We start from the raw sequence: 22240 nt of genomic DNA on the forward strand, positions 1-22240 counted from the left end.
GACTAAAATTGCCACCTCAGAACTTGCCTTACTCACATCAATCCCAAATACTGTACGCATGATATTACCTCTTTTGTCTTGAATAATTCCGTGTTTTAGTGATTTTATTTTCAATACGCGACGTCTAGCGCCAAAGAGCCCTACGACTTTACAAGACACCTCTACTTTAACATAAAGAAAAAGTAGTGAGTACTCTCTCCCGTCGGAGATTTTCTCACTACTAATCTTAGTATGTTTTCTACACAAAAATAGGCTCCATAATATCTATAGGGGATTTACCCACTACAAATATTATAGAGCCGATAATATGCGTTTGATCATAGACAGATCTATTTCATTTTTTACTATAGTTGATTGAAATAAGATATGAACAAAGAGGTTAGGAAAGTCAAATTAATTTTTAAAAATGTTTTAGAATCCATGACGTGCTACTCTAAGTTCAATCCACTATAAAATTAAGTTTTTAACTAGCCTCTGAATGATTACTGAAGATTAACCTTGTTTTTCAAGATGTAGTAGTTTCCGAGATAGAAGACTGCGATAAGGATTAGGTCTTTGAAGATTTCATAAGTAAGCATCATATTGTAATGGGTACCAAAGTTTAAGAAGAGATCACTGAATCCAAGGACAACATGAATGACAATATAGGCTAAAACTGCAAGAGCTGTACGGTATTCATTAAAGAGTTGTCCGATTGAGATTGCCAAGTAGATGCATAGTATGCCTGCTACAGTGCTGAGGATGAATGAAATCAGAGATAAGCTGATACTGTCTAGGTACTGTTGGAACAAGTCTTTAAAAGCAAGGAAATCAACAGAATTAGGCTCAATTATCACAAGAATGATATAAATGCTCAGAACCAATACTGCTGAACTGATCAGAGACCAAATGAAGGCCCCTAAGAGTTTGGCTAGGATAATCTGGTGTTCGGAAACTGGCAAGGTCAAAGTGAGATAACCTTGTCGGTCATAGACACTACCTTTGAAGCGACGGATGATCAAAATCAAGGTTGAAATCCCAAGCGTAATCATCAAGCCACCAAATACGAGTGCAAGAAAAGCAAGTAGAATAGGTTGACTTTCTTTGATGGGTAGATTGTTATAGGTCTTTGCTTGAATTCCGATAAGACCAGAAAGTGCTAACACAGCACCATAGAGGGCTAAATACCATTTGTTAACATTTTTAAATTCATAACGAACTAAATTCCAAAACATAATAATCTCCTTTAACTAGGCTTTGAATTCATGACGGAAGAGTTGATCGATAGACTCTCCAGACTCATAGCGAATATCATCAACATTTCCTTGACGGACGACTTTTCCATCCTTGAGGAAGATAATCTCATCCAAGATTGGTTCGATATCTGAAATCAAGTGAGTTGAAATCAAGACAGTTGAAGTTGGAGAGTAGTTGTTAATGATGGTGTTCAAGATATAGTCACGAGCTGCGGGGTCGACACCACCGATTGGTTCATCAAGCACATATAGACGAGCATCACGACTCATGACAAGGATCAACTGAACCTTTTCTTTGTTCCCTTTTGAGAGTTTTTTGAAACGGCTGTTCTCATCGATGCCAAGGTCACGAAGAAGACCTTGAGCACGTTCCAGATTGAAATCTTGGTAGAAGGTCTTGAAATAAGTGAGAGCTTCCTTGACCTTCATCTGCTCGTTGAGGTAGGTCGTATCAGGGAGATAAGAAACAATCGCTTTAGTTGCTGGGCTTGGTTCCATACCATTGATAAGGATACGTCCTTCCTCTGGCTGTAGCAAGCCGTTGATTAGTTTAATCAAGGTTGTTTTTCCAGAACCGTTTGGTCCAAGGAGACCAACGATTTGTCCAGCTGGAATTTCAAGGGAAACATTTGTAAGAGCAGGACTTGCTCCGTAGGATTTTGACACATTTTCAAATGCTAACAAGGTCATAGTTTAAACTCCTTCAATATAATCTCTCAAAACAGTCGGTAGTTCTTCTTTTTCATAGCCGAATACTACCATGCCTGTTACAAACTGTTGCAGCTGTTCTTCTGACAGTTGCTTACGGGATTGGAGGATCAAGTCCAAATCCTCTGTGACAAAGCGTCCAGATGTTCGCTTGGTATAGACAAAGCCTTCTCTCTCCAAGTCCGCTAGGGCACGCTGGATGGTGTTGGGATTGACCCCTGCCTCGCTTGCTAATTCTCTAACGGTTGGAAGCTGTTGATTGGGCTCGAGTTTATGGGAAATAATCTGCAATTTGATTTTCTCCATAATCTGCAAATAAATGGGTTTATTGTTATCAAATGTCCAAGACATCACGATCTCCTTTCTATTTACCTTTGTGTTAATTCAATAATACAACAAAACAAAAAACTTGTCAAGCCAAAAGGAGAATTATTTTGGGAATCTCTTAAAAAATGGTATAATGAAAAGAAAACGACAAGGAGGGAAAGGCATGCGTTGTCCAAAATGTGGCGCTACAAAATCAAGTGTAATCGATAGTCGCCAGGCTGAAGAAGGAAATACAATCAGAAGAAGACGTGAGTGTGAAGAGTGTCAGCATCGGTTTACAACCTATGAACGCGTAGAAGAGAGAACACTAGTTGTGGTCAAAAAAGATGGTACACGGGAACAATTTTCAAGAGATAAAATCTTTAACGGGATTATTCGTTCAGCCCAGAAACGTCCAGTGTCCAGTGATGAAATTGGCATGGTGGTCAATCGCATCGAACAAAAACTCCGTAGTCGCAATGAAAACGAAATTCAGAGTGAGGATATTGGTTCCTTGGTTATGGAAGAATTGGCAGAGCTCGATGAGATTACTTATGTACGTTTTGCCAGTGTCTACCGTAGCTTTAAGGATGTGAGTGAGCTTGAGAGCCTACTCCAGCAGATTACACAATCCTCTAAAAAGAAAAAGGAAAAATAAATGAAGCCAAATGACCGTTTTTCTTTTGTAAAGAATAATCGGGTGTCGCAAGATACCTCATCAATGGTGCAGTGCTACCTCCCGATTATCGGTCAGGAGGCGCTGAGCCTCTATCTTTATGCTGTGACTTTTTGGGATGATGGTCAAAAGGAGCATCTCTTTGCAGCTATGCTCAACCATCTGAATTTTGGGATGGATACACTTTTAAAGGCTTTTAAAACTCTAACAGCCATGAAATTGGTGACCCTCTATCAGCAGGGGGAGACCTATAACTTGTTACTCCATTCTCCCTTATCAACTCAAGAATTTTTACAACATACAGTTTATCGAACCTTGTTAGAAAAAATGATTGGGGATAGTGCGGTTGCAGTCATGAGACAGGAAAGTGTTGAAGGGGAACCGATCTCGGTGGCCTTGAGTCAAATTTTTCATCAGTTATCCGAGTCTGCGAGTCAAGAAACCTCTAGCAGTCAGCCTACGGCAGATGATTTTGATTTGGAGCATTTCCGTCAGCTCATGGCTCGCGATGGTCTTCGTTTTCAAGATGAGACTTCGGATGTTTTGGCCTTGTTTGCAATAGCAGACGAGCAGAAGTGGACCTGGTTTGAGACTTATCAAGTAGCCAAAGCGACAGCAGTGTCGCAAGTGATTTCTGTCAAACGCATCCGTGAAAAGATAGCGCAAAAGCCTGTGACTTCTGACTTTAGTCCCAAGGAAGCAACCATTATCCGAGAGGCTAAGAGAAAGACAGCCTTGCAGTTCCTTGCTGAAATCAAGCAGACCCGCAAGGGAAATATTACCCAGACTGAACGGGACCTGCTCCAGCAGATGGCAGCCTTGGGCTTGTTGGATGAAGTGATCAATGTTATCTTGCTCCTAACCTTTAATAAGGTTGATTCGGCCAATATCAATGAAAAATACGCCATGAAGGTGGCTAATGACTACGCCTATCAAAATATTCGTAGTGCCGAGGAGGCTGTCCTCCGTATTCGTGAACGTGGCCAAAAAGCAAAAACGCAAAAGCAGAATCAGACTGCCCCAGTAAAAACCAATGTGCCTAAATGGAGCAATCCTGAATATAAGAATGAAACGAGCGAAGAAACTCGTTTAGAACTAGAACGTAAGAAAAAAGAAATGTTAGCTCGATTAGAAAAAGGAGGAGACTAGATGGAAAGTGTCGGAGACGTACTCAAGCGTCAACCAAGCCGATTTCAGTATCAGGATTTGGTCCAGCAAATTGTGAAAGACCCTGATGTTGCGGCCTTTATCCAGAAAGAATCCCTCAGTCAGGAGGAGTTGAACCGTAGTATTTCCAAGTTTAACCAATATATCACTGAGAGAGATAAGTTCCTCCGAGGAGATACAGACTATATCGCGCGTGGCTACAAGCCTATCCTAGTCATGAACCATGGCTATGCGGACGTCTCTTATGAAGAGACTCCAGAGCTAATTGCAGCGGAAAAAGAAGCAGCGATTAAAAACCGTCTCAAACTAATCAACCTTCCAGCTAGTCTTAAAAAAGCTAGCTTAGCTCAAGTAGACCTGGATGATTTGGGGCGCTTGCCAGTTTTTGAAAAGCTCCTAGCCTTTGTGGAGCAATATCCAGCTATTCGAAAAGGTCTCTACCTATATGGAGACTTTGGTGTGGGTAAAAGTTTCATGGTGGCTGCCCTAGCTCATGATTTGTCAGAAAAACGTGGCGTTTCATCAACTCTCCTCCACTATCCGAGCTTTGTCATCGATGTCAAAAATGCCATCGGTGATGGCAATGTCAAGACCTTGGTGGATGAGATTAAGCTTGCTGAAGTCTTGATTTTGGATGATATTGGTGCCGAGCAATCTACAGCTTGGGTGCGTGACGAGATCCTGCAGGTCATTCTCCAATATCGTATGCAGGAAGATTTGCCAACCTTTTTCACCTCCAACTTCAACTTTGAAGATTTGGAGAAGCATTTCGCTAAAGGGAAAAACGGAAATGACGAAACCTGGGAAGCTAGACGCGTCATGGAACGCATTCGTTATTTAGCAGAGGAAACAAGACTTGAAGGAGAAAACCGCCGATGACAGAAACAATCAAATTAATGAAGGCTCATACTTCAGTGCGTAGATTTAAGGAGCAAGAGATTCCCCAAGAAGATTTAAATACCATTTTGTCTGCAGGACAAATGGCTTCTTCTTGGAAAAATTTCCAATCGTATTCTGTGATTGTAGTTAGAAGTCAAGAAAAGAAGGATGCCTTATTTGAGCTAGTTCCTCAAGAAGCGATTCGCCAGTCTGCAGCCTTTCTCCTCTTTGTTGGGGACCTAAACCGTGCAGAAAAAGGGGCCCGTCTTCATACGGATGTTTTCCAACCTCAAGGGGTGGAAGGACTCCTCATCACTTCAGTAGATGCTGCGCTTGCTGGGCAAAATACCTTGCTTGCGGCAGAAAGCCTAGGCTACGGAGGAGTGATTATCGGTTTGGTGCGTTACAAGTCTGTTGAGTTAGCAGAATTGTTCAAGCTTCCTGACTATACCTATCCAGTCTTTGGGATTGCACTCGGTGTGCCAAATCAAAAGCATGATGTAAAACCAAGATTGCCACTAGAGCATGTTGTCTTTGAGGAAGAATACCAAGAACAGTCAACTGAGGCAATTGAAGCCTATGACCGTGTACAGACTGAATATGCAGGTGCGCGTGCGACTACTACTTGGAGTCAACGTTTAGCGGAGCAATTCGGCAATCCAGAACCAAGCTCGACTCGAGAAAATCTTGAGCAGAAGAAGTTATTGTAGAAAGTGAGAAAACATGGCCTTACCAACTGTTGCCATTGTAGGGCGTCCCAATGTTGGGAAATCAACCCTATTTAACCGTATCGCGGGAGAACGCATCTCAATCGTAGAAGATATTGAAGGTGTAACGCGAGATCGTATCTATGCCACAGGTGAGTGGCTCAATCGTTCTTTTAGTATGATTGATACTGGGGGAATCGATGATGTCGATGCGCCTTTCATGGAACAAATCAAGCACCAGGCAGAAATTGCCATGGAAGAAGCAGATGTTATCGTCTTTGTCGTGTCTGGTAAAGAAGGAATTACAGATGCGGACGAATACGTTGCCCGTAAACTATATAAAACTCATAAACCAGTCATCCTAGCCGTTAACAAGGTTGACAATCCAGAGATGCGAAATGATATCTATGATTTCTATGCTCTTGGATTGGGCGAACCTCTACCAATCTCATCTGTTCACGGTATCGGGACAGGGGATGTGCTGGATGCTATTGTGGAAAACCTCCCACATGAAGTTGAAGAAGAAAATCTAGATGTTATTAAATTCAGCTTGATTGGACGTCCAAATGTTGGAAAATCGAGCTTGATTAATGCCATTTTGGGAGAAGATCGCGTCATTGCCAGCCCTGTCGCTGGTACCACTCGTGATGCCATTGATACCCATTTTACAGATGCTGACGGCCAAGAGTTTACCATGATTGATACGGCTGGTATGCGTAAGTCAGGTAAAGTCTATGAAAATACTGAGAAATACTCGGTTATGCGTGCTATGCGTGCTATTGACCGTTCAGATGTAGTTTTGATGGTCCTCAATGCCGAGGAAGGTATTCGTGAGTATGACAAGCGTATCGCTGGATTTGCCCACGAAGCTGGTAAAGGGATGATTATCGTGGTCAATAAGTGGGATACCCTTGAAAAAGACAACCACACCATGAAAAACTGGGAAGAGGATATCCGTGAGCAGTTCCAATACCTGCCTTACGCACCAATTATCTTTGTTTCAGCTTTGACTAAGCAACGTCTCCACAAGTTGCCTGAGATGATTAAGCAAATCAGCGAGAGTCAAAACACCCGTATTCCATCGGCTGTCTTGAATGATGTGATTATGGATGCTATCGCCATCAACCCAACACCGACCGACAAAGGGAAACGCCTCAAGATTTTCTATGCTACTCAAGTGGCAACCAAACCACCAACTTTTGTCATCTTTGTCAACGAAGAAGAACTCATGCACTTCTCTTACTTGCGTTTCTTGGAAAATCAAATCCGCAAAGCCTTTGTCTTTGAAGGAACACCGATTCATCTGATTGCAAGAAAACGAAAGTAAAAAAGCAGAATCTGGAAGGATATTTCCAGATTTTTTGCTATAATAAAATAAGGAACGCGTTGGAGAGGTAAGGAGATGGAAAAACTATTAAAATTCTTGATTTTGGCACCCTACTTTTACTTTTTTCGTTGGCAAGGGAAGGTACAGCCAGGAAGTAAGTACTTTTCTGTCTTTTACTATTTTTATTGGTTTTATATGCCTCTAGCAGCCTTGTTTAGTCTAGTTTTCACTCTTTTTTCGCTAGTCTTATTTAACTTTATTTTACAAGAACCAAGTGATCTTGCTAGATGGATGATCTGGCTACTTTTAGTCCTTTTATCCTTAGTCAATGACTGGAAAATCTATGCTTGTCTAAAATTTATGAATAAGCTGCGATTGGAAAAGAAGAAATCTAGTCTTTCTTGAAAGAAATAGGCAAGCTTGTACCTGAAAGAAAACTAGCATCGGAATAGGAATTTTAAGGGAACTAATCTTGATGATTAGCTCTTTTTTCGTCCTAAGGGAAAACGGAATATTTCTTGAAAAAATTGGGCAAATATGCTACAATAAAAAGAACATTCTAAAATATTCAGAATTTAAAGTAAGGAAAAAAATGGCAAATTTACTAAAAACAATCATCGAAAATGATAAAGGAGAGATTCGTCGTCTGGAAAAGATGGCGGACAAAGTCCTAAAATATGAAGATGAAATGGCTGTGTTAACAGACGAGCAATTGCAAGCAAAAACAGAAGAATTCAAACAACGCTACCAAAATGGTGAGACTCTTGACCAACTTCTGTATGAGGCGTTTGCTGTTGTACGCGAGGGAGCTAAGCGTGTCCTTGGTCTCTTCCCATATAAGGTTCAGGTTATGGGTGGTATCGTTCTTCACCATGGTGACGTTCCTGAGATGCGTACGGGTGAAGGTAAAACCTTGACAGCGACGATGCCTGTATACCTCAATGCTCTTTCAGGCAAAGGGGTTCACGTAGTTACGGTCAATGAATACCTTTCTGAACGTGACGCGACTGAGATGGGTGAGTTGTACTCATGGCTTGGCTTATCAGTAGGGATCAACTTGGCGGCCAAATCTCCAATGGAGAAAAAAGAAGCTTATGAGTGTGATATCACTTATTCAACAAACTCAGAGATTGGTTTCGATTATCTTCGTGATAATATGGTCGTTCGTGCTGAAAATATGGTTCAACGTCCACTCAACTACGCCTTGGTCGATGAGGTTGACTCAATCTTGATCGACGAAGCTCGTACTCCTTTGATCGTTTCAGGAGCCAATGCAGTTGAAACCAGCCAACTCTACCATATGGCTGACCATTTTGTGAAGTCTTTGGATAAGGATGACTATATCATTGATATTCAGTCTAAGACAATTGGTCTATCTGATTCTGGTATTGACAAGGCTGAAAGCTACTTCAAACTAGAAAATCTCTACGATATCGAAAACGTAGCCTTGACTCACTTTATCGATAATGCCCTTCGTGCCAACTACATCATGCTTCTTGATATTGACTATGTGGTCAGCGAAGAGCAGGAAATCTTGATTGTCGACCAATTTACAGGTCGTACTATGGAAGGTCGTCGTTATTCTGATGGCTTGCACCAAGCGATTGAGGCTAAGGAAGGTGTGCCAATCCAGGACGAAACTAAGACTTCAGCTTCCATCACCTACCAAAACCTCTTCCGTATGTACAAGAAGTTGTCTGGTATGACAGGTACTGGTAAGACTGAGGAAGAAGAATTCCGCGAAATCTACAATATTCGTGTTATTCCTATCCCAACAAACCGTCCAGTTCAACGTATTGACCATCCAGACGTACTTTATGCTAGTCTTGAAGCTAAATTTAAGGCTGTTGTCGAAGATGTAAAAGCTCGCTACCAAAAAAGTCAACCTGTCTTGGTAGGTACTGTTGCAGTTGAAACTAGTGATTATATTTCTAAAAAATTGGTAGCTGCAGGTGTTCCTCACGAAGTATTGAATGCCAAGAACCACTACAAAGAAGCTCAAATTATCATGAACGCTGGTCAGCGTGGTGCAGTTACAATCGCGACCAACATGGCCGGTCGTGGTACTGATATTAAGCTCGGTGAAGGTGTTCGTGAACTTGGTGGACTTTGTGTCATCGGTACAGAACGTCATGAAAGCCGTCGTATCGATAACCAGCTTCGTGGACGTTCAGGACGTCAAGGGGATCCAGGGGAATCTCAATTCTACCTTTCTCTTGAAGATGATTTGATGAAACGTTTCGGTTCAGAGCGCTTGAAGGGTGTCTTTGAACGTCTCAATATGTCAGACGAAGCAATCAAATCTCGTATGTTGACACGTCAGGTTGAAGCAGCACAAAAACGTGTTGAAGGAAACAACTACGACACACGTAAACAAGTCCTTCAATACGATGATGTCATGCGTGAGCAACGTGAGATTATTTACTCACAACGTTACGATGTCATCACTGCTGATCGTGACTTGGCTCCTGAGATTCATGCGATGATTAAACGCACTATTAATCGTGTTGTTGATAATCATGCGCGTGCTAAACAGGATGAAAAACTAGAAGCTATCTTGAATTTTGCAAGATACAACTTGCTTCCAGAAGATTCAATTTCACTTTCAGACCTAGAAGGTTTATCAGACCAAGCAATCAAAGATGAACTTTATCAACGTGCCTTGAAAGTCTACGATAGCCAAGTTGCTAAGCTTCGAGATGAGGAAGCTGTTAAAGAATTCCAAAAAGTCTTGATCCTACGTGTTGTAGACAACAAGTGGACAGACCATATCGATGCTCTTGATCAGTTGCGTAATGCTGTTGGCCTTCGTGGTTACGCACAAAACAACCCTGTCGTTGAGTATCAAGCAGAAGGTTTCCGTATGTTTAATGATATGATTGGTTCCATTGAGTTTGATGTGACTCGTTTGATGATGAAAGCACAAATTCATGAACAAGAGCGTCCACAAGCAGAGCGTCATATCAGTACTACAGCGGCTCGTAATATTGCTGCACAACAGACTGAGCTTCCTGCAGATTTGGATCTTAGCAAAGTTAAGCGTAATGACTTGTGTCCATGTGGTTCTGGTAAGAAATTTAAAAACTGTCACGGTAAACGACGTTAAGAATGACTAATTTTCAGGCGGATGCCTAGTGAAAAGTGAATTTTCGCTTGGCATCCGTTTGCTTTATAAGGAGGATGAATCATGGTATTTACAGCCAAAAGCCCTAAAATTAATATTGAAGAAGTTCGTAGTTTGTCTAAATTAGAAGGACAAGCACTTGCCAATAAACAACAACGCGATCAAGAACTTGAAGCGATTATTCGTGGTGAAGATCAACGCATTTTGTTAGTGATTGGTCCGTGTTCGTCTGACAATGAAGAAGCAGTTCTTGAGTATGCCAAGCGTTTGGCAAAACTGCAAGAAGAAGTAAAAGACCGCGTCTTTATGGTGATGCGCGTCTACACTGCTAAACCACGTACTAATGGTGATGGCTATAAGGGCTTGATTCACCAACCAAATGCCAAAGAAGCACCTAGTCTCATCAATGGGATCAAGGCGGTTCGTCACCTGCACTACCGTGTTATTTCTGAAACAGGAATGACCACAGCGGATGAGATGTTGTACCCAGAAAACCTTCCTTTGGTAGATGATTTGATTTCTTATATGGCAGTTGGAGCTCGTTCGGTTGAAGACCAACAACACCGTTTTGTAGCTAGTGGAGCAGATTTTGCGACAGGTTTTAAAAATCCAACGTCTGGTAATCTCAATGTTATGTTCAACGGTATTTATGCAGCTCAAAACAAACAAAGTTTCCTTTTCCTAGGGAAAGAAGTTGAAACGACTGGAAATCCTCTATCGCATGCCATTCTCCGTGGTGCCCTCAATGAATACGGGAAAAATATTCCTAACTACTACTATGATAATTTGATGGATACCATTGCCCAGTATGAAAAGATGGGCCTTGAAAATCCATTTATCATCATTGATACCAACCATGATAACTCAGGCAAACAGTATATGGATCAGATTCGTATCGTACGTCAGACCTTGATTAACCGCGATTGGAATGAAAAGATTAAAAAATATGTCCGTGGTTTCATGATTGAGTCTTATCTAGAAGACGGTCGTCAAAATGAACCAGAGGTCTTTGGAAAATCTATCACCGATCCATGTCTAGGATGGGAAAATACTGAGACTCTTGTACGCGAAATCTACCAAAGACTAGGAGAATAATATGGCATTTATTGAAAAAGGTCAAGAAATCGATATTGAAGCGATTAAGGCGGAAACGCAATTATCTGCAGAAGCCTTGCAACATAAGGAAAGCCGAGACCAAGAACTGGCTGATATTCTATCTGGTAAGGATGACCGTATTCTTTTGGTCATTGGACCTTGTTCATCTGATAATGAAGAAGCAGTGCTTGAATATGCTCGTCGTTTGGCAGACTTGCAGAAAAAAGTTGCGGATAAGATTTTCATGGTCATGCGTGTTTACACAGCTAAGCCACGTACCAATGGAGATGGCTACAAGGGTTTGGTTCATCAGCCAGATACTTCTAAAGCACCAAGTTTGATTAATGGTTTGCAGGCTGTTCGTCAGCTTCATTATCGTGTTATTACAGAAACTGGACTAACCACAGCAGATGAAATGCTTTATCCATCCAATCTAGTCTTGGTTGACGACTTGGTGAGCTACCATGCAGTGGGTGCGCGTTCAGTAGAAGATCAGGAACACCGTTTTGTAGCTTCAGGGATTGATGCACCAGTGGGTATGAAAAATCCAACCTCTGGAAATCTGTCTGTTATGTTTAATGCCATCTATGCTGCACAAAACAAGCAAACATTTCTTTACCATGGACAAGAAGTTGAGACTTCAGGTAATCCCCTAGCTCACGTTATCCTTCGTGGAGCTATGAATGAATATGGGAAGAATGAACCAAACTTCTACTATGAAACTCTCTTAAATGCTATCGGGCGTTACGAGTCTATGGGGCTTGAAAATCCCTTTATCATGATTGATACCAACCATGATAATTCAGGGAAACAATATATGGAGCAAGTTCGAATTGTTCGCCAAGCACTGCTCAACCGTGACTGGAATGAAAAGATTAAGAAAACAGTTCGAGGTTTCATGATTGAATCCTACTTGGCAGATGGTCGCCAAAATCAACCAGAAATCTTTGGTTGCTCTATTACAGACCCATGTCTAGGATGGGAAAACACAGTTGCCTTGGTAGAAGAAATTTATACTACCTTAACAAAATAAGTGAAAAGGATGGAGTTGGGGGTATCTCAACTCCTTTTGACGAAAATGATAGTTGGACACGGAATTGATATCGAAGAATTAGCTTCCATACAAAATGCAGTTGAAAAAAGAAAATGTTTTGCCCAGCGTGTCTTGACAGACAAGGAAATGGAGCGCTTTTCCAGTCTCAAGGGTCGAAGACAGGTCGAGTATTTGGCTGGTCGTTGGTCAGCTAAAGAAGCCTTTTCAAAGGCTATGGGAACGGGAATTGGGAAATTAGGTTTTCAGGACTTGGAAGTCTTGAACAATGAGAGAGGAGCCCCCTACTTCAGTAAATCCCCGTTTTCAGGAAAAGTGTGGCTATCGATCAGCCATACAGATCAGTTTGTGACAGCTAGTGTTATTTTGGAGGAAGATTATGAAAACTAGTCCACATAGACCAACTAAGGCCCTCATCGATCTGGGTGCTATTCGCTACAATATCCAACAAATGGGTGCGCATATTCCCAAAGATACCCTAAAATGGGCGGTTGTGAAAGCCAATGCATACGGACACGGAGCGGTAGCTGTTGCTACGGCTATCCAGGATGATGTCAATGGTTTTTGCGTTTCTAATATCGATGAAGCCATCGAGCTTCGTCAGGCAGGAATTTCTAAGAAGATTCTCATTTTGGGAGTATCTGAGGTTGAATCTCTTTCATTGGCTAAGCAGTATGCGATTACCTTGACAGTGGCTGGATTGGAATGGATTGAGAATCTCCTTGCTACTGATTCAGATTTATCAGGCTTAACCGTTCACCTTAAAATTGACTCAGGTATGGGACGAATTGGTTTTAGAAGTGCAAGCGAGGCAGCACAAGCTCAAACTTTACTCAAGGGACATGGAGCAAATGTTGAGGGAATCTTTACGCACTTTGCAACTGCTGATGAAGAGTCGGATAGTTACTTTAATCAACAGTTAGAATGCTTTAAGGGAATCCTAGCTGACTTGCAAGAAGTACCAGAACTAGTCCATGCGAGTAACTCCGCAACGACTCTATGGCATGCAGAAACGATTTTCAATGCGGTTCGCATGGGAGATTCCATGTATGGTCTCAATCCAAGCGGACAAGTTTTAGAATTGCCTTATGAACTAAAACCAGCCTTAACTTTGGAAACAGCCATCGTTCATATCAAAACAGTAGAGGCTGGTGCTTGTATGGGTTACGGAGCAACTTATCAGGCAGACGGTGAGCAAGTCATTGCAACGCTACCAATCGGTTATGCTGATGGTTGGACAAGAGACATGCAGAATTTCTCAGTTCTGGTGGATGGACAATTGTGCCCTATCGTAGGGCGGGTATCTATGGACCAGATCACGGTTCGTTTGCATAAGCTGTATCCATTAGGTACCAAGGTAACTTTGATTGGTGCAGACGGTGATCAAGAAATTACTGCAACAGATGTAGCAGTCTACAGAGGAACTATCAATTATGAGGTGGTTTGCCTCCTCAGTGATCGAGTTCCGAGAGAATATCATTAAAAGAAAGAAGGAAAGGAGAAGAGCATGAATTTACATCAACCCTTGCATGTCTTGCCTGGCGTGGGACCAAAATCAGCAGAGAAATATGCCAAACTAGGAATTGAAAACCTGCAAGATCTCTTGCTCTACTTTCCTTTCCGTTATGAAGATTTTAAGACCAAGCAGGTGCTAGAGCTAGAAGACGGTGAAAAGGCTGTCCTATCTGGTCAGGTAGTAACACCAGCTAGTGTTCAGTATTATGGTTTTAAGCGCAATCGCCTACGCTTTAGCCTCAAGCAGGGAGAAGTTGTGTTTTCAGTGAACTTCTTTAACCAACCCTACCTGGCTGACAAGATTGAGCTAGGAGCGACTCTAGCCGTTTTTGGTAAGTGGGATCGCGCCAAGGCTAGTCTCACAGGGATGAAGGTTTTAGCCCAAGTGGAGGACGACCTTCAACCTGTCTATCGTCTCGCACAAGGAGTTAGTCAAGCAAGCCTTGTTAAGGTCATTAAAACCGCCTTTGATCAGGGGCTAGATCTCTTGATAGAGGAAAATCTCCCTCAGTCCTTGCTAGATAAATACAAACTCATGTCTCGCTGTCAGGCTGTTCGTGCCATGCATTTTCCTAAGAATTTGGCAGAATACAAGCAGGCTCTCCGTCGAATCAAGTTTGAGGAACTTTTCTATTTCCAAATGCAATTACAGACCCTCAAGTCTGAGAATAAGATTCACGGAAGTGGTCTGGTTCTGAATTGGTCCCAGGAAAAACTAACTGCGGTTAAAGAAAAGTTACCCTTTGCTTTGACACAAGCTCAAGAAAAAAGCCTGCAAGAAATCCTATCAGATATGAAGTCGGACCATCACATGAATCGACTCTTACAAGGGGATGTTGGTAGTGGGAAGACAGTGGTTGCGGGGCTAGCGATGTACGCGGCTATAACGGCTGGTTATCAGGCAGCTCTAATGGTTCCGACAGAGATCCTTGCAGAGCAGCATTTTGAAAGTTTAGAGAGTCTCTTTCCAGATTTGAAACTAGCCCTCCTAACAGGTTCACTGAAAGCTGCAGAAAAACGCACGGTTTTGGAAACGATTGCTAAGGGCGAGGTTGATGTGATCGTCGGTACCCATGCTCTTATACAGGATGGGGTGGAATACGCTCGACTTGGTTTGATTATCATCGATGAACAACACCGATTTGGTGTGGGACAAAGACGTATTTTACGTGAAAAAGGAGAAAATCCAGATGTCCTCATGATGACGGCGACTCCGATTCCACGAACCTTAGCCATCACCGCCTTTGGAGATATGGATGTTTCCATTATTGACCAGATGCCTGCTGGGCGCAAACCAATCGTAACTCGCTGGATCAAGCATGAGCAACTGCCACAGGTTTTGACTTGGTTGGAAGGAGAAATTCAAAAAGGGTCTCAAGCCTATGTTATTTCTCCTTTGATTGAAGAATCTGAAGCCTTGGATTTGAAAAATGCTATCGCTTTATCGGAAGAGTTGACGGCTCATTTTTCAGAAAAAGCAAAAGTTGCTCTCTTGCATGGGAAGATGAAGAGCGATGAAAAAGACCAGATTATGCAGGAGTTCAAAGATAGAAAGACTGATATTCTGGTTTCGACAACGGTTATCGAGGTTGGGGTCAATGTTCCCAATGCGACCGTCATGATTATCATGGATGCTGACCGTTTCGGACTTAGTCAGCTTCATCAGCTCAGAGGTCGTGTCGGTCGGGGAGACAAGCAGTCCTATGCGGTTCTTGTGGCCAATCCCAAGACTGATTCTGGAAAAGACCGTATGCGCATCATGACGGAGACAACAAATGGCTTTGTTCTTGCTGAGGAAGATTTAAAAATGCGTGGTTCTGGTGAAATCTTTGGAACCAGACAGTCGGGCTTACCAGAATTCCAAGTGGCTGATATTATAGAGGACTTCCCAATACTTGAGGAAGCACGTAAGGTAGCTAGTTATATCAGCTCCCTTCCTAACTGGCAGGAGGACCCAGAGTGGCATATGATTGCCCTAAATCTAGAAAAGAAAGAACATTTAGATTAAGCTTTCTCTAAGAAAATCTTAAGTTTGCTTTTAGGGTTATTACCTATACTAGAGTCATCAAAAAGAAACGAGGACTCTCACATGACAATGACAATTAAAGTAAATTACCAAAAAACGTTTCAACAGGAGCAATCACCTTCTCTTAAATACTAAGTAAAAGAGCGGTAACGCTCTTTTTGTATGGAATTCACAGGTAAGGGATTTAGAAAAATCCTTATATTAATTTTATTTACTGAATTCATAAACTTAAACACCACTTCAAACGAGGTCTTAGTCTATCTGGTAAACTGAATGCAGTGCTTTGAGAAAGCTGTGACTAGCTTTCTAGTTTGCTCTTTCGTTTTCATTGAGTCAGAAGTTACTTTTAGTTTTTTCTAAGAAAATGTTAAGTTTGCTTTTAGGGAGGTATCCTATACTAGGGTCATTAAAAAGAAATGAGGACTCTCACATGACAATGACGATTAAAGTAAATTATCAAAAAAACTTTCAAGAAGTAGTAAAGACAGACAAGCTTGCTACAAAATAGTAGTTGTTAAGGGCGGTAAAGCCCTTTTTAAATACTTGCTTTAGGTGAAATATGATAGACTTTTAGTATAAAGAATCAGTAGAATCACGCTATACCAATTTTTATTCTTGACAAGTAAAAGAAACAAGTATATACTGTTTTTGCTGATTCTATAAAAGAGAAATCAGACTATACCAATTTTAAGGGGAAAGCACAGCTAGCCTGTGTCGTATATACTATGTGTGGAATTGTTGGTGTTGTTGGAAACACAAATGCAACTGATATTTTGATTCAAGGGCTTGAAAAGCTCGAATACCGTGGTTATGATTCTGCGGGAATTTTTGTCCTAGGTGGTGCTGAAAACCATTTGGTGAAGGCTGTTGGTCGTATCTCAGAATTGTCTGCCAAGACAACTGGTGTTGAGGGGACAACTGGTATCGGACATACTCGTTGGGCCACTCATGGGAAACCAACAGAAGATAACGCTCACCCACATCGCTCTGAGACAGGACGTTTTGTCTTGGTCCACAATGGGGTGATCGAAAACTATCTTGAAATTAAGGAAGAATACCTGGCAGGTCACCATTTCAAAGGACAAACGGATACAGAAATCGCCGTTCACTTGATTGGAAAATTTGCAGAAGAAGACGGCTTGTCAGTACTTGAAGCCTTCAAAAAAGCTCTTCATATCATCCGTGGTTCTTATGCCTTTGCCTTGATTGACTCTGAAAATCCAGATGTCATCTATGTAGCTAAGAACAAATCACCACTTTTGATTGGTCTTGGAGAAGGCTATAACATGGTCTGCTCAGACGCCATGGCCATGATTCGTGAAACCAACCAATACATGGAAATCCATGACCAAGAGTTGGTAATCGTGAAAGCTGATAGCGTCCAAGTGCAAGACTATGATGGCAATAACCGTGAGCGTGCTAGCTACACTGCTGAACTTGACTTGTCAGATATCGGTAAGGGAACTTATCCTTACTACATGCTCAAGGAAATCGATGAGCAACCAACGGTGATGCGTAAGTTGATTCAAGCCTATACTGATGAGGCTGGTCAAGTAGTAGTAGACCCAGCTATCATCAAGGCTGTTCAAGACGCAGATCGCATCTACATTCTAGCAGCTGGGACATCTTACCACGCAGGATTTGCTTCTAAGAAGATGCTGGAAGAACTGACCGATACGCCAGTTGAACTTGGTATCTCCTCTGAGTGGGGGTATGGTATGCCGCTTCTCAGCAAGAAACCACTCTTCGTTTTTATCAGTCAATCTGGTGAAACAGCTGACAGCCGTCAGGTTTTGGTCAAGGCCAATGAAATGGGAATCCCAAGCTTGACAGTGACAAACGTTCCAGGATCAACTCTGTCACGTGAAGCCAACCATACTATGTTGCTTCATGCAGGTCCTGAAATTGCCGTAGCGTCAACTAAGGCCTATACAGCCCAAATCGCAGCCCTTGCCTTCCTTGCAAAAGCGGTTGGTGAAGCAAATGGCAATGAAAAAGCCAAAGCCTTTGACTTGGTTCATGAATTGTCTATCGTGGCTCAGTCTATCGAATCAACTCTTTCAGAGAAAGAATTGATTGATGCTAAAGTTCGTGACCTCCTTGAAACAACACGCAACGCCTTTTACATCGGACGTGGTCAAGACTACTACGTAGCTATGGAAGCGAGTCTCAAACTCAAAGAGATTTCTTACATCCAGTGTGAAGGTTTTGCGGCTGGGGAGCTCAAGCACGGAACGATTGCCTTGATTGAGGAAGGAACACCTGTCTTGGCCCTCTTGTCAGACCCAGTTCTTGCAAACCACACTCGCGGAAATATCCAAGAAGTGGCAGCACGTGGAGCTAAGGTCCTCACCATTGCAGAAGAAAATGTTGCCAAAGATACAGATGATATCGTTCTTACGACCGTCCACCCTTACCTCTCACCAATCTCAATGGTCGTACCAACACAATTGGTCGCTTACTTTGCAACTCTACACCGTGGACTTGATGTGGATAAACCACGTAACCTTGCTAAGTCAGTAACGGTAGAATAAACTAAAAGTTTAACTCATAAGCAAAAGTGAACAAAATAGTTTTCTGGAAATCAGAATGCTGTCTTGTTCACCTTTTTTTGTATTTTCAATGAAAATCAATGACCAAACTAGTTCTCTTGTGTAGATGTCTCAAAGCAGTGCTTTGAGCAACCTGCAGCTAGTTTTCTAGTTTGCTCTTTGATTTTCATTGAGTATCACTCCTTTTAAGGATTCATTAGAAATAAATCTAAAATTAAATGTTATCTCAGTTTCTATTAAAATGAGAATTATTTTTGAAAGATATGCTTGTGGAAGACTTGCAAGATATAAAAAACTCTAAGAGCTGGACGATAAGAATCCAACTCTTAGAGGAGTGAGTTTCGTATTTTTACTTGCGATACAAACGATCGTATTGGTAGTAAGGATCAAAGGTTACATTGATTCCTAGTTTGCGAAGAACATTTTTATCTTCGTCTGTTAGGATAATCGTAGAGTGAGCTTCGCTTCCTTTGAGATTTCCGAGTTCTTTCATGGCACGATCTGCATCAGGATTCTGCATTGCTGTGATAGCAAGAGCGATGAGGATTTCATTTGAGTGGAGTCGAGGGTTACGGCTACCCAAGTGATTGATTTTCAAACCTTGAATTGGTTTCACCACTTCTGGTTCAATTAATTTTGTTTCAGCATCAATGTTAGCGGACATTTTGATGGCATTGATCAATGCAGCCGCTGTTGGACCAAAGAGTTCTGAGTTCTTACCAGTAACGATTTCACCAGAAGGTAATTCAAGAGCTAGAGCAGGTCCGCCTGTTTCTTCAGCTCTTTGTCGAGCAGCAACAGCAACCTTTCGGTCAGCTGGTGTGATACCCAGGTCATTCATGAGAAGCTCAATCTTCTTCACAGCAGTTTCTCCAACCTTCTCAGCTTTGAAGTCAAGAACTGTCTGGTAATAGCGACGGATAATTTCCTGTTTAGATGCTTCAATGGCAGCGTCGTTATCAGTGATTGCAAAACCAACCATATTGACACCCATGTCAGTTGGAGATGCATATGGAGATTCACCCAAGATACGTTCTAGCATGCGCTTAAGAACAGGGAAAATCTCGATATCACGGTTGTAGTTGACTGTGGTTTCTCCATAAGTTTGGAGATGGAATGGGTCAATCATGTTGACATCATCTAGGTCTGCTGTAGCAGCTTCATAAGCCAAGTTGACTGGGTGATGAAGTGGGAGATTCCAAACTGGGAAGGTTTCAAATTTGGCATAACCAGACTTGATACCATTGATTTGGTCGTGGTACATGTTAGACATACAAGTTGCCAACTTACCTGAACCAGGCCCAGGAGCAGTCACGACAATCAAGTTACGACTAGTTTTGATATAGTCGTTTTTCCCCATACCTTCAGGAGAGATGATGTGATCCATATCTGTCGGATACCCCTTGATAGGGTAGTGGAGATAAGAGTCGATACCATTTTTCTCTAATTGATTACGGAAGGCATCAGCTGCCGGTTGGCCTGCATATTGAGTAATGACGACTGAACCAACAAAGATACCGAGTTCATTGAATTTATCGATTAAACGAAGCACTTCTTGGTCATAAGAAATGCCCAAGTCTCCACGAGCTTTTGAGTGCTCGATATTGCTAGCGTTAATAGCGATAACAACCTCAACTTGCTCCTTCAATTCTTGTAAGAGTTTGATTTTATTATCTGGTTCATATCCAGGAAGGACACGAGCAGCGTGGAAATCTTCTAACATTTTGCCACCAAACTCCAAGTAGAGTTTGCCGTCAAATTGGTTGATGCGTTCCAAGATATGGTCGCGTTGTAGATTTAAATATTGTTCAGAACTAAAAGCTTGTTTTTTCATTTTTTTACCTCTGACCTCTATTATATAAAAAAAATGGAAGATAAGAAACAACGGAGGTTCGAAATAAGGAAAAAGATTGAGGCAAACGCTTGCATAAAATTGATAAAAGGTCTATGATGGAATAAAGTGAATGTTAAGAGGGGAAAAAAGATGCAAGAAAAATGGTGGCACAATGCCGTTGTTTATCAGGTCTATCCAAAAAGTTTTAATGATAGCAATGGAGATGGGATTGGTGATTTACCTGGGATTACCAGTAAGCTAGACTATCTAGCTCAGTTAGGGATCACAGCGATCTGGCTTTCTCCAGTCTATGATAGCCCCATGGATGACAATGGTTATGATATTGCCAATTATCAAGATATTGCGGCTATCTTTGGAACCATGGAAGATATGGATGTGCTGATTGCTGAGGCTAAAAAACGAGATATCCGAATCATTATGGATTTGGTGGTCAATCATACATCAGATGAGCATGCTTGGTTTATCGAAGCTTGTGAAAATCCTGATAGTCCTGAGCGAGACTACTATATCTGGCGTGATGAACCTAACGAATTGGAGTCAATTTTCAGTGGCTCTGCCTGGCAATACGATGAAAAGTCTGGTCAATACTATCTCCATTTTTTCAGTAAGAAGCAACCGGACCTCAATTGGGAAAATGAAGAACTTCGCCAAAAAATCTATGAGATGATGAATTTCTGGATTGATAAAGGGATTGGTGGATTCCGTATGGACGTCATTGACATGATTGGGAAAATTCCTGATCAGAAGATTGTCAACAATGGTCCTATGCTTCATCCCTACCTCAAGGAAATGAATCAGGCTACTTTCGGCGACAAAGAGCTCTTGACAGTAGGGGAGACTTGGGGAGCAACACCAGAGATTGCCAAACTCTATTCAGATCCTAAAGGACAAGAACTGTCTATGGTCTTCCAGTTTGAACATATCTGTCTTCAGTATCAGGAAGGGAAACCTAAGTGGCAGTACCAAAAAGAGCTAAATGTTGGGAAGTTAAAAGAGATTTTCAACAAATGGCAGACCGAGTTGGGAGTTGAAGATGGCTGGAATTCACTTTTCTGGAACAACCATGACCTCCCTCGTATTGTTTCTATCTGGGGAAATGACCAAGACTACCGTGAAAAATCTGCCAAAGCGTATGCCATCTTGCTTCATCTTATGAGAGGGACTCCCTATATTTACCAAGGTGAAGAGATTGGAATGACCAATTTCCCATTTGAAACGCTGGATCAAGTAGAGGATATCGAATCCCTCAATTATGCGCGTGAAGCTCTTGAAAAAGGCGTTCCGATAGAAGAAATTATGGATAGCATTCGCGTGATTGGTCGTGACAATGCCCGTACGCCAATGCAGTGGGATGATACAAAAAATGCTGGTTTCTCAGATGGTCAACCTTGGCTTGCAGTCAATCCAAATTACGTAAAGATAAATGTAGAAGAAGCTTTAGCAAATCCAGCATCAATCTTTTACACTTATCAAAAACTGGTAGAAATTCGTAAGGAAAATAGCTGGTTAATTCGTGCTGACTTTGAGCTGCTAGATACGGCTGAAAAAGTCTTTGCTTATATCCGTAAAGATGTGGACCGTCGTTTTCTAGTGGTCGCCAATTTGTCCAACCAAAAGCAAGAGTTTGCAGTAGAAGGGTCAGTTAAGTCTATCTTGATTGAAAATACCTCAGTAGAAGCAGTTTTGATTACACAGAGCTTGGCTCCATGGGATGCCTTCTGTATCGAATTAGTCAAATAAACCTAAAAGAGGTTGGGACAAAAGTGCTAGCCTCTCAATTGTCTTTGGATTACCGAGCAAGGCGCAGTGGTTGAGTGGGCTCTACTACGCTGATTTCATCAGCTTTTACAGCCCTACTCAACTGTGCGGAGGTGGGACAACGAAATCGAATTCTAACGAATTACCGATTTCTGTCCCACTCTCTTTTCTAAAATAAGTGTAGAAACTTCTTTAATAAATATTAGTTTGAATTTTCTAAAAAATCACCTTGAAACCCTTGCTTTTATATAAAAATAGG

17 protein-coding genes are annotated in these 22240 nt (G+C 41.8%); 13 read left to right on the forward strand and 4 right to left on the reverse strand.

Annotated features, from left to right (window positions below; all coding sequences use genetic code 11):
- Positions 1 to 482: 482 nt before the first annotated feature.
- The 3 genes from QM406_RS06840 to QM406_RS06850 are packed head-to-tail and all read right to left on the reverse strand — an operon-like array spanning position 483 to position 2294.
- The gene (locus QM406_RS06840; protein ID WP_414273781.1) at positions 483 to 1214 is read right to left on the reverse strand and encodes a hypothetical protein; all 732 of its coding nucleotides are present in this window, start codon (positions 1212 to 1214) and stop codon (positions 483 to 485) included.
- Between the two features lie 15 nt (positions 1215 to 1229).
- Positions 1230 to 1925 (reverse strand): ABC transporter ATP-binding protein, encoded by a 696-nt coding sequence (locus QM406_RS06845; RefSeq protein ID WP_414273782.1) that lies wholly within the window; start codon positions 1923 to 1925, stop codon positions 1230 to 1232.
- A gap of 3 nt (positions 1926 to 1928) precedes the next feature.
- Complete coding sequence (locus QM406_RS06850) at positions 1929 to 2294, reverse strand: GntR family transcriptional regulator (RefSeq protein WP_414273783.1); 366 nt, start codon at positions 2292 to 2294, stop codon at positions 1929 to 1931.
- Between the two features lie 139 nt (positions 2295 to 2433).
- On the opposite strand from QM406_RS06850, the gene nrdR reads away from it, so the two are divergent.
- From nrdR to glmS, 12 genes are all read left to right on the forward strand, one after another.
- On the forward strand, positions 2434 to 2907 hold the full coding sequence (gene nrdR, locus QM406_RS06855; RefSeq protein WP_049549025.1) for a transcriptional regulator NrdR: 474 nt from the start codon (positions 2434 to 2436) through the stop codon (positions 2905 to 2907).
- Positions 2908 to 4074: a DnaD domain protein gene (locus QM406_RS06860; RefSeq protein ID WP_414273784.1), complete on the forward strand. Its 1167-nt coding sequence runs from the start codon at positions 2908 to 2910 to the stop codon at positions 4072 to 4074. It abuts the gene before it with no gap.
- Positions 4075 to 4971, forward strand: a complete 897-nt coding sequence (gene dnaI / locus QM406_RS06865; RefSeq protein WP_049549027.1) for a primosomal protein DnaI — start codon at positions 4075 to 4077, stop codon at positions 4969 to 4971.
- Positions 4968 to 5681, forward strand: a complete 714-nt coding sequence (locus QM406_RS06870; RefSeq protein WP_414273785.1) for an NADPH-dependent oxidoreductase — start codon at positions 4968 to 4970, stop codon at positions 5679 to 5681. The genes dnaI and QM406_RS06870 overlap by 4 nt, the downstream gene beginning before the upstream one ends.
- Positions 5682 to 5694: 13 nt before the next feature.
- A complete protein-coding gene (gene der, locus QM406_RS06875) occupies positions 5695 to 7005 on the forward strand; it encodes a ribosome biogenesis GTPase Der (RefSeq protein WP_414273786.1) in 1311 nt (436 codons plus the stop codon).
- Between the two features lie 592 nt (positions 7006 to 7597).
- Entirely contained in the window at positions 7598 to 10111 is a 2514-nt protein-coding gene (gene secA / locus QM406_RS06880; RefSeq protein ID WP_414273787.1) for a preprotein translocase subunit SecA, read from the forward strand.
- An 81-nt stretch (positions 10112 to 10192) separates the two neighbouring features.
- Positions 10193 to 11224: a 3-deoxy-7-phosphoheptulonate synthase gene (locus tag QM406_RS06885; protein WP_315640733.1), complete on the forward strand. Its 1032-nt coding sequence runs from the start codon at positions 10193 to 10195 to the stop codon at positions 11222 to 11224.
- A 1-nt stretch (position 11225) separates the two neighbouring features.
- Positions 11226 to 12257 (forward strand): 3-deoxy-7-phosphoheptulonate synthase, encoded by a 1032-nt coding sequence (locus QM406_RS06890; protein WP_075228792.1) that lies wholly within the window; start codon positions 11226 to 11228, stop codon positions 12255 to 12257.
- Between the two features lie 45 nt (positions 12258 to 12302).
- Positions 12303 to 12665, forward strand: a complete 363-nt coding sequence (acpS, locus tag QM406_RS06895; protein ID WP_315640904.1) for a holo-ACP synthase — start codon at positions 12303 to 12305, stop codon at positions 12663 to 12665.
- A complete protein-coding gene (gene alr / locus QM406_RS06900; protein WP_315640736.1) occupies positions 12655 to 13758 on the forward strand; it encodes an alanine racemase in 1104 nt (367 codons plus the stop codon). Before acpS ends, alr begins: the two co-directional genes overlap by 11 nt.
- A 24-nt stretch (positions 13759 to 13782) precedes the next feature.
- Positions 13783 to 15798, forward strand: a complete 2016-nt coding sequence (gene recG, locus QM406_RS06905) for an ATP-dependent DNA helicase RecG (protein WP_414273788.1) — start codon at positions 13783 to 13785, stop codon at positions 15796 to 15798.
- 743 nt (positions 15799 to 16541) lie between these two features.
- Positions 16542 to 18350: a glutamine--fructose-6-phosphate transaminase (isomerizing) gene (gene glmS, locus QM406_RS06910; RefSeq protein ID WP_414273789.1), complete on the forward strand. Its 1809-nt coding sequence runs from the start codon at positions 16542 to 16544 to the stop codon at positions 18348 to 18350.
- 367 nt (positions 18351 to 18717) lie between these two features.
- On the opposite strand, the gene QM406_RS06915 is transcribed toward glmS, so the two are convergent.
- The gene (locus QM406_RS06915; protein ID WP_414273790.1) at positions 18718 to 20202 is read right to left on the reverse strand and encodes a DUF1846 domain-containing protein; all 1485 of its coding nucleotides are present in this window, start codon (positions 20200 to 20202) and stop codon (positions 18718 to 18720) included.
- 150 nt (positions 20203 to 20352) lie between these two features.
- Here QM406_RS06915 and QM406_RS06920 point away from each other — a divergent pair, with 150 nt between their 5' ends.
- Complete coding sequence (locus tag QM406_RS06920) at positions 20353 to 21963, forward strand: glycoside hydrolase family 13 protein (RefSeq protein ID WP_414273791.1); 1611 nt, start codon at positions 20353 to 20355, stop codon at positions 21961 to 21963.
- Positions 21964 to 22240: the final 277 nt, after the last annotated feature.

Source organism: Streptococcus infantis, assembly GCF_047465035.1.
Taxonomy (GTDB): Bacteria; Bacillota; Bacilli; order Lactobacillales; family Streptococcaceae; genus Streptococcus; species Streptococcus infantis_T.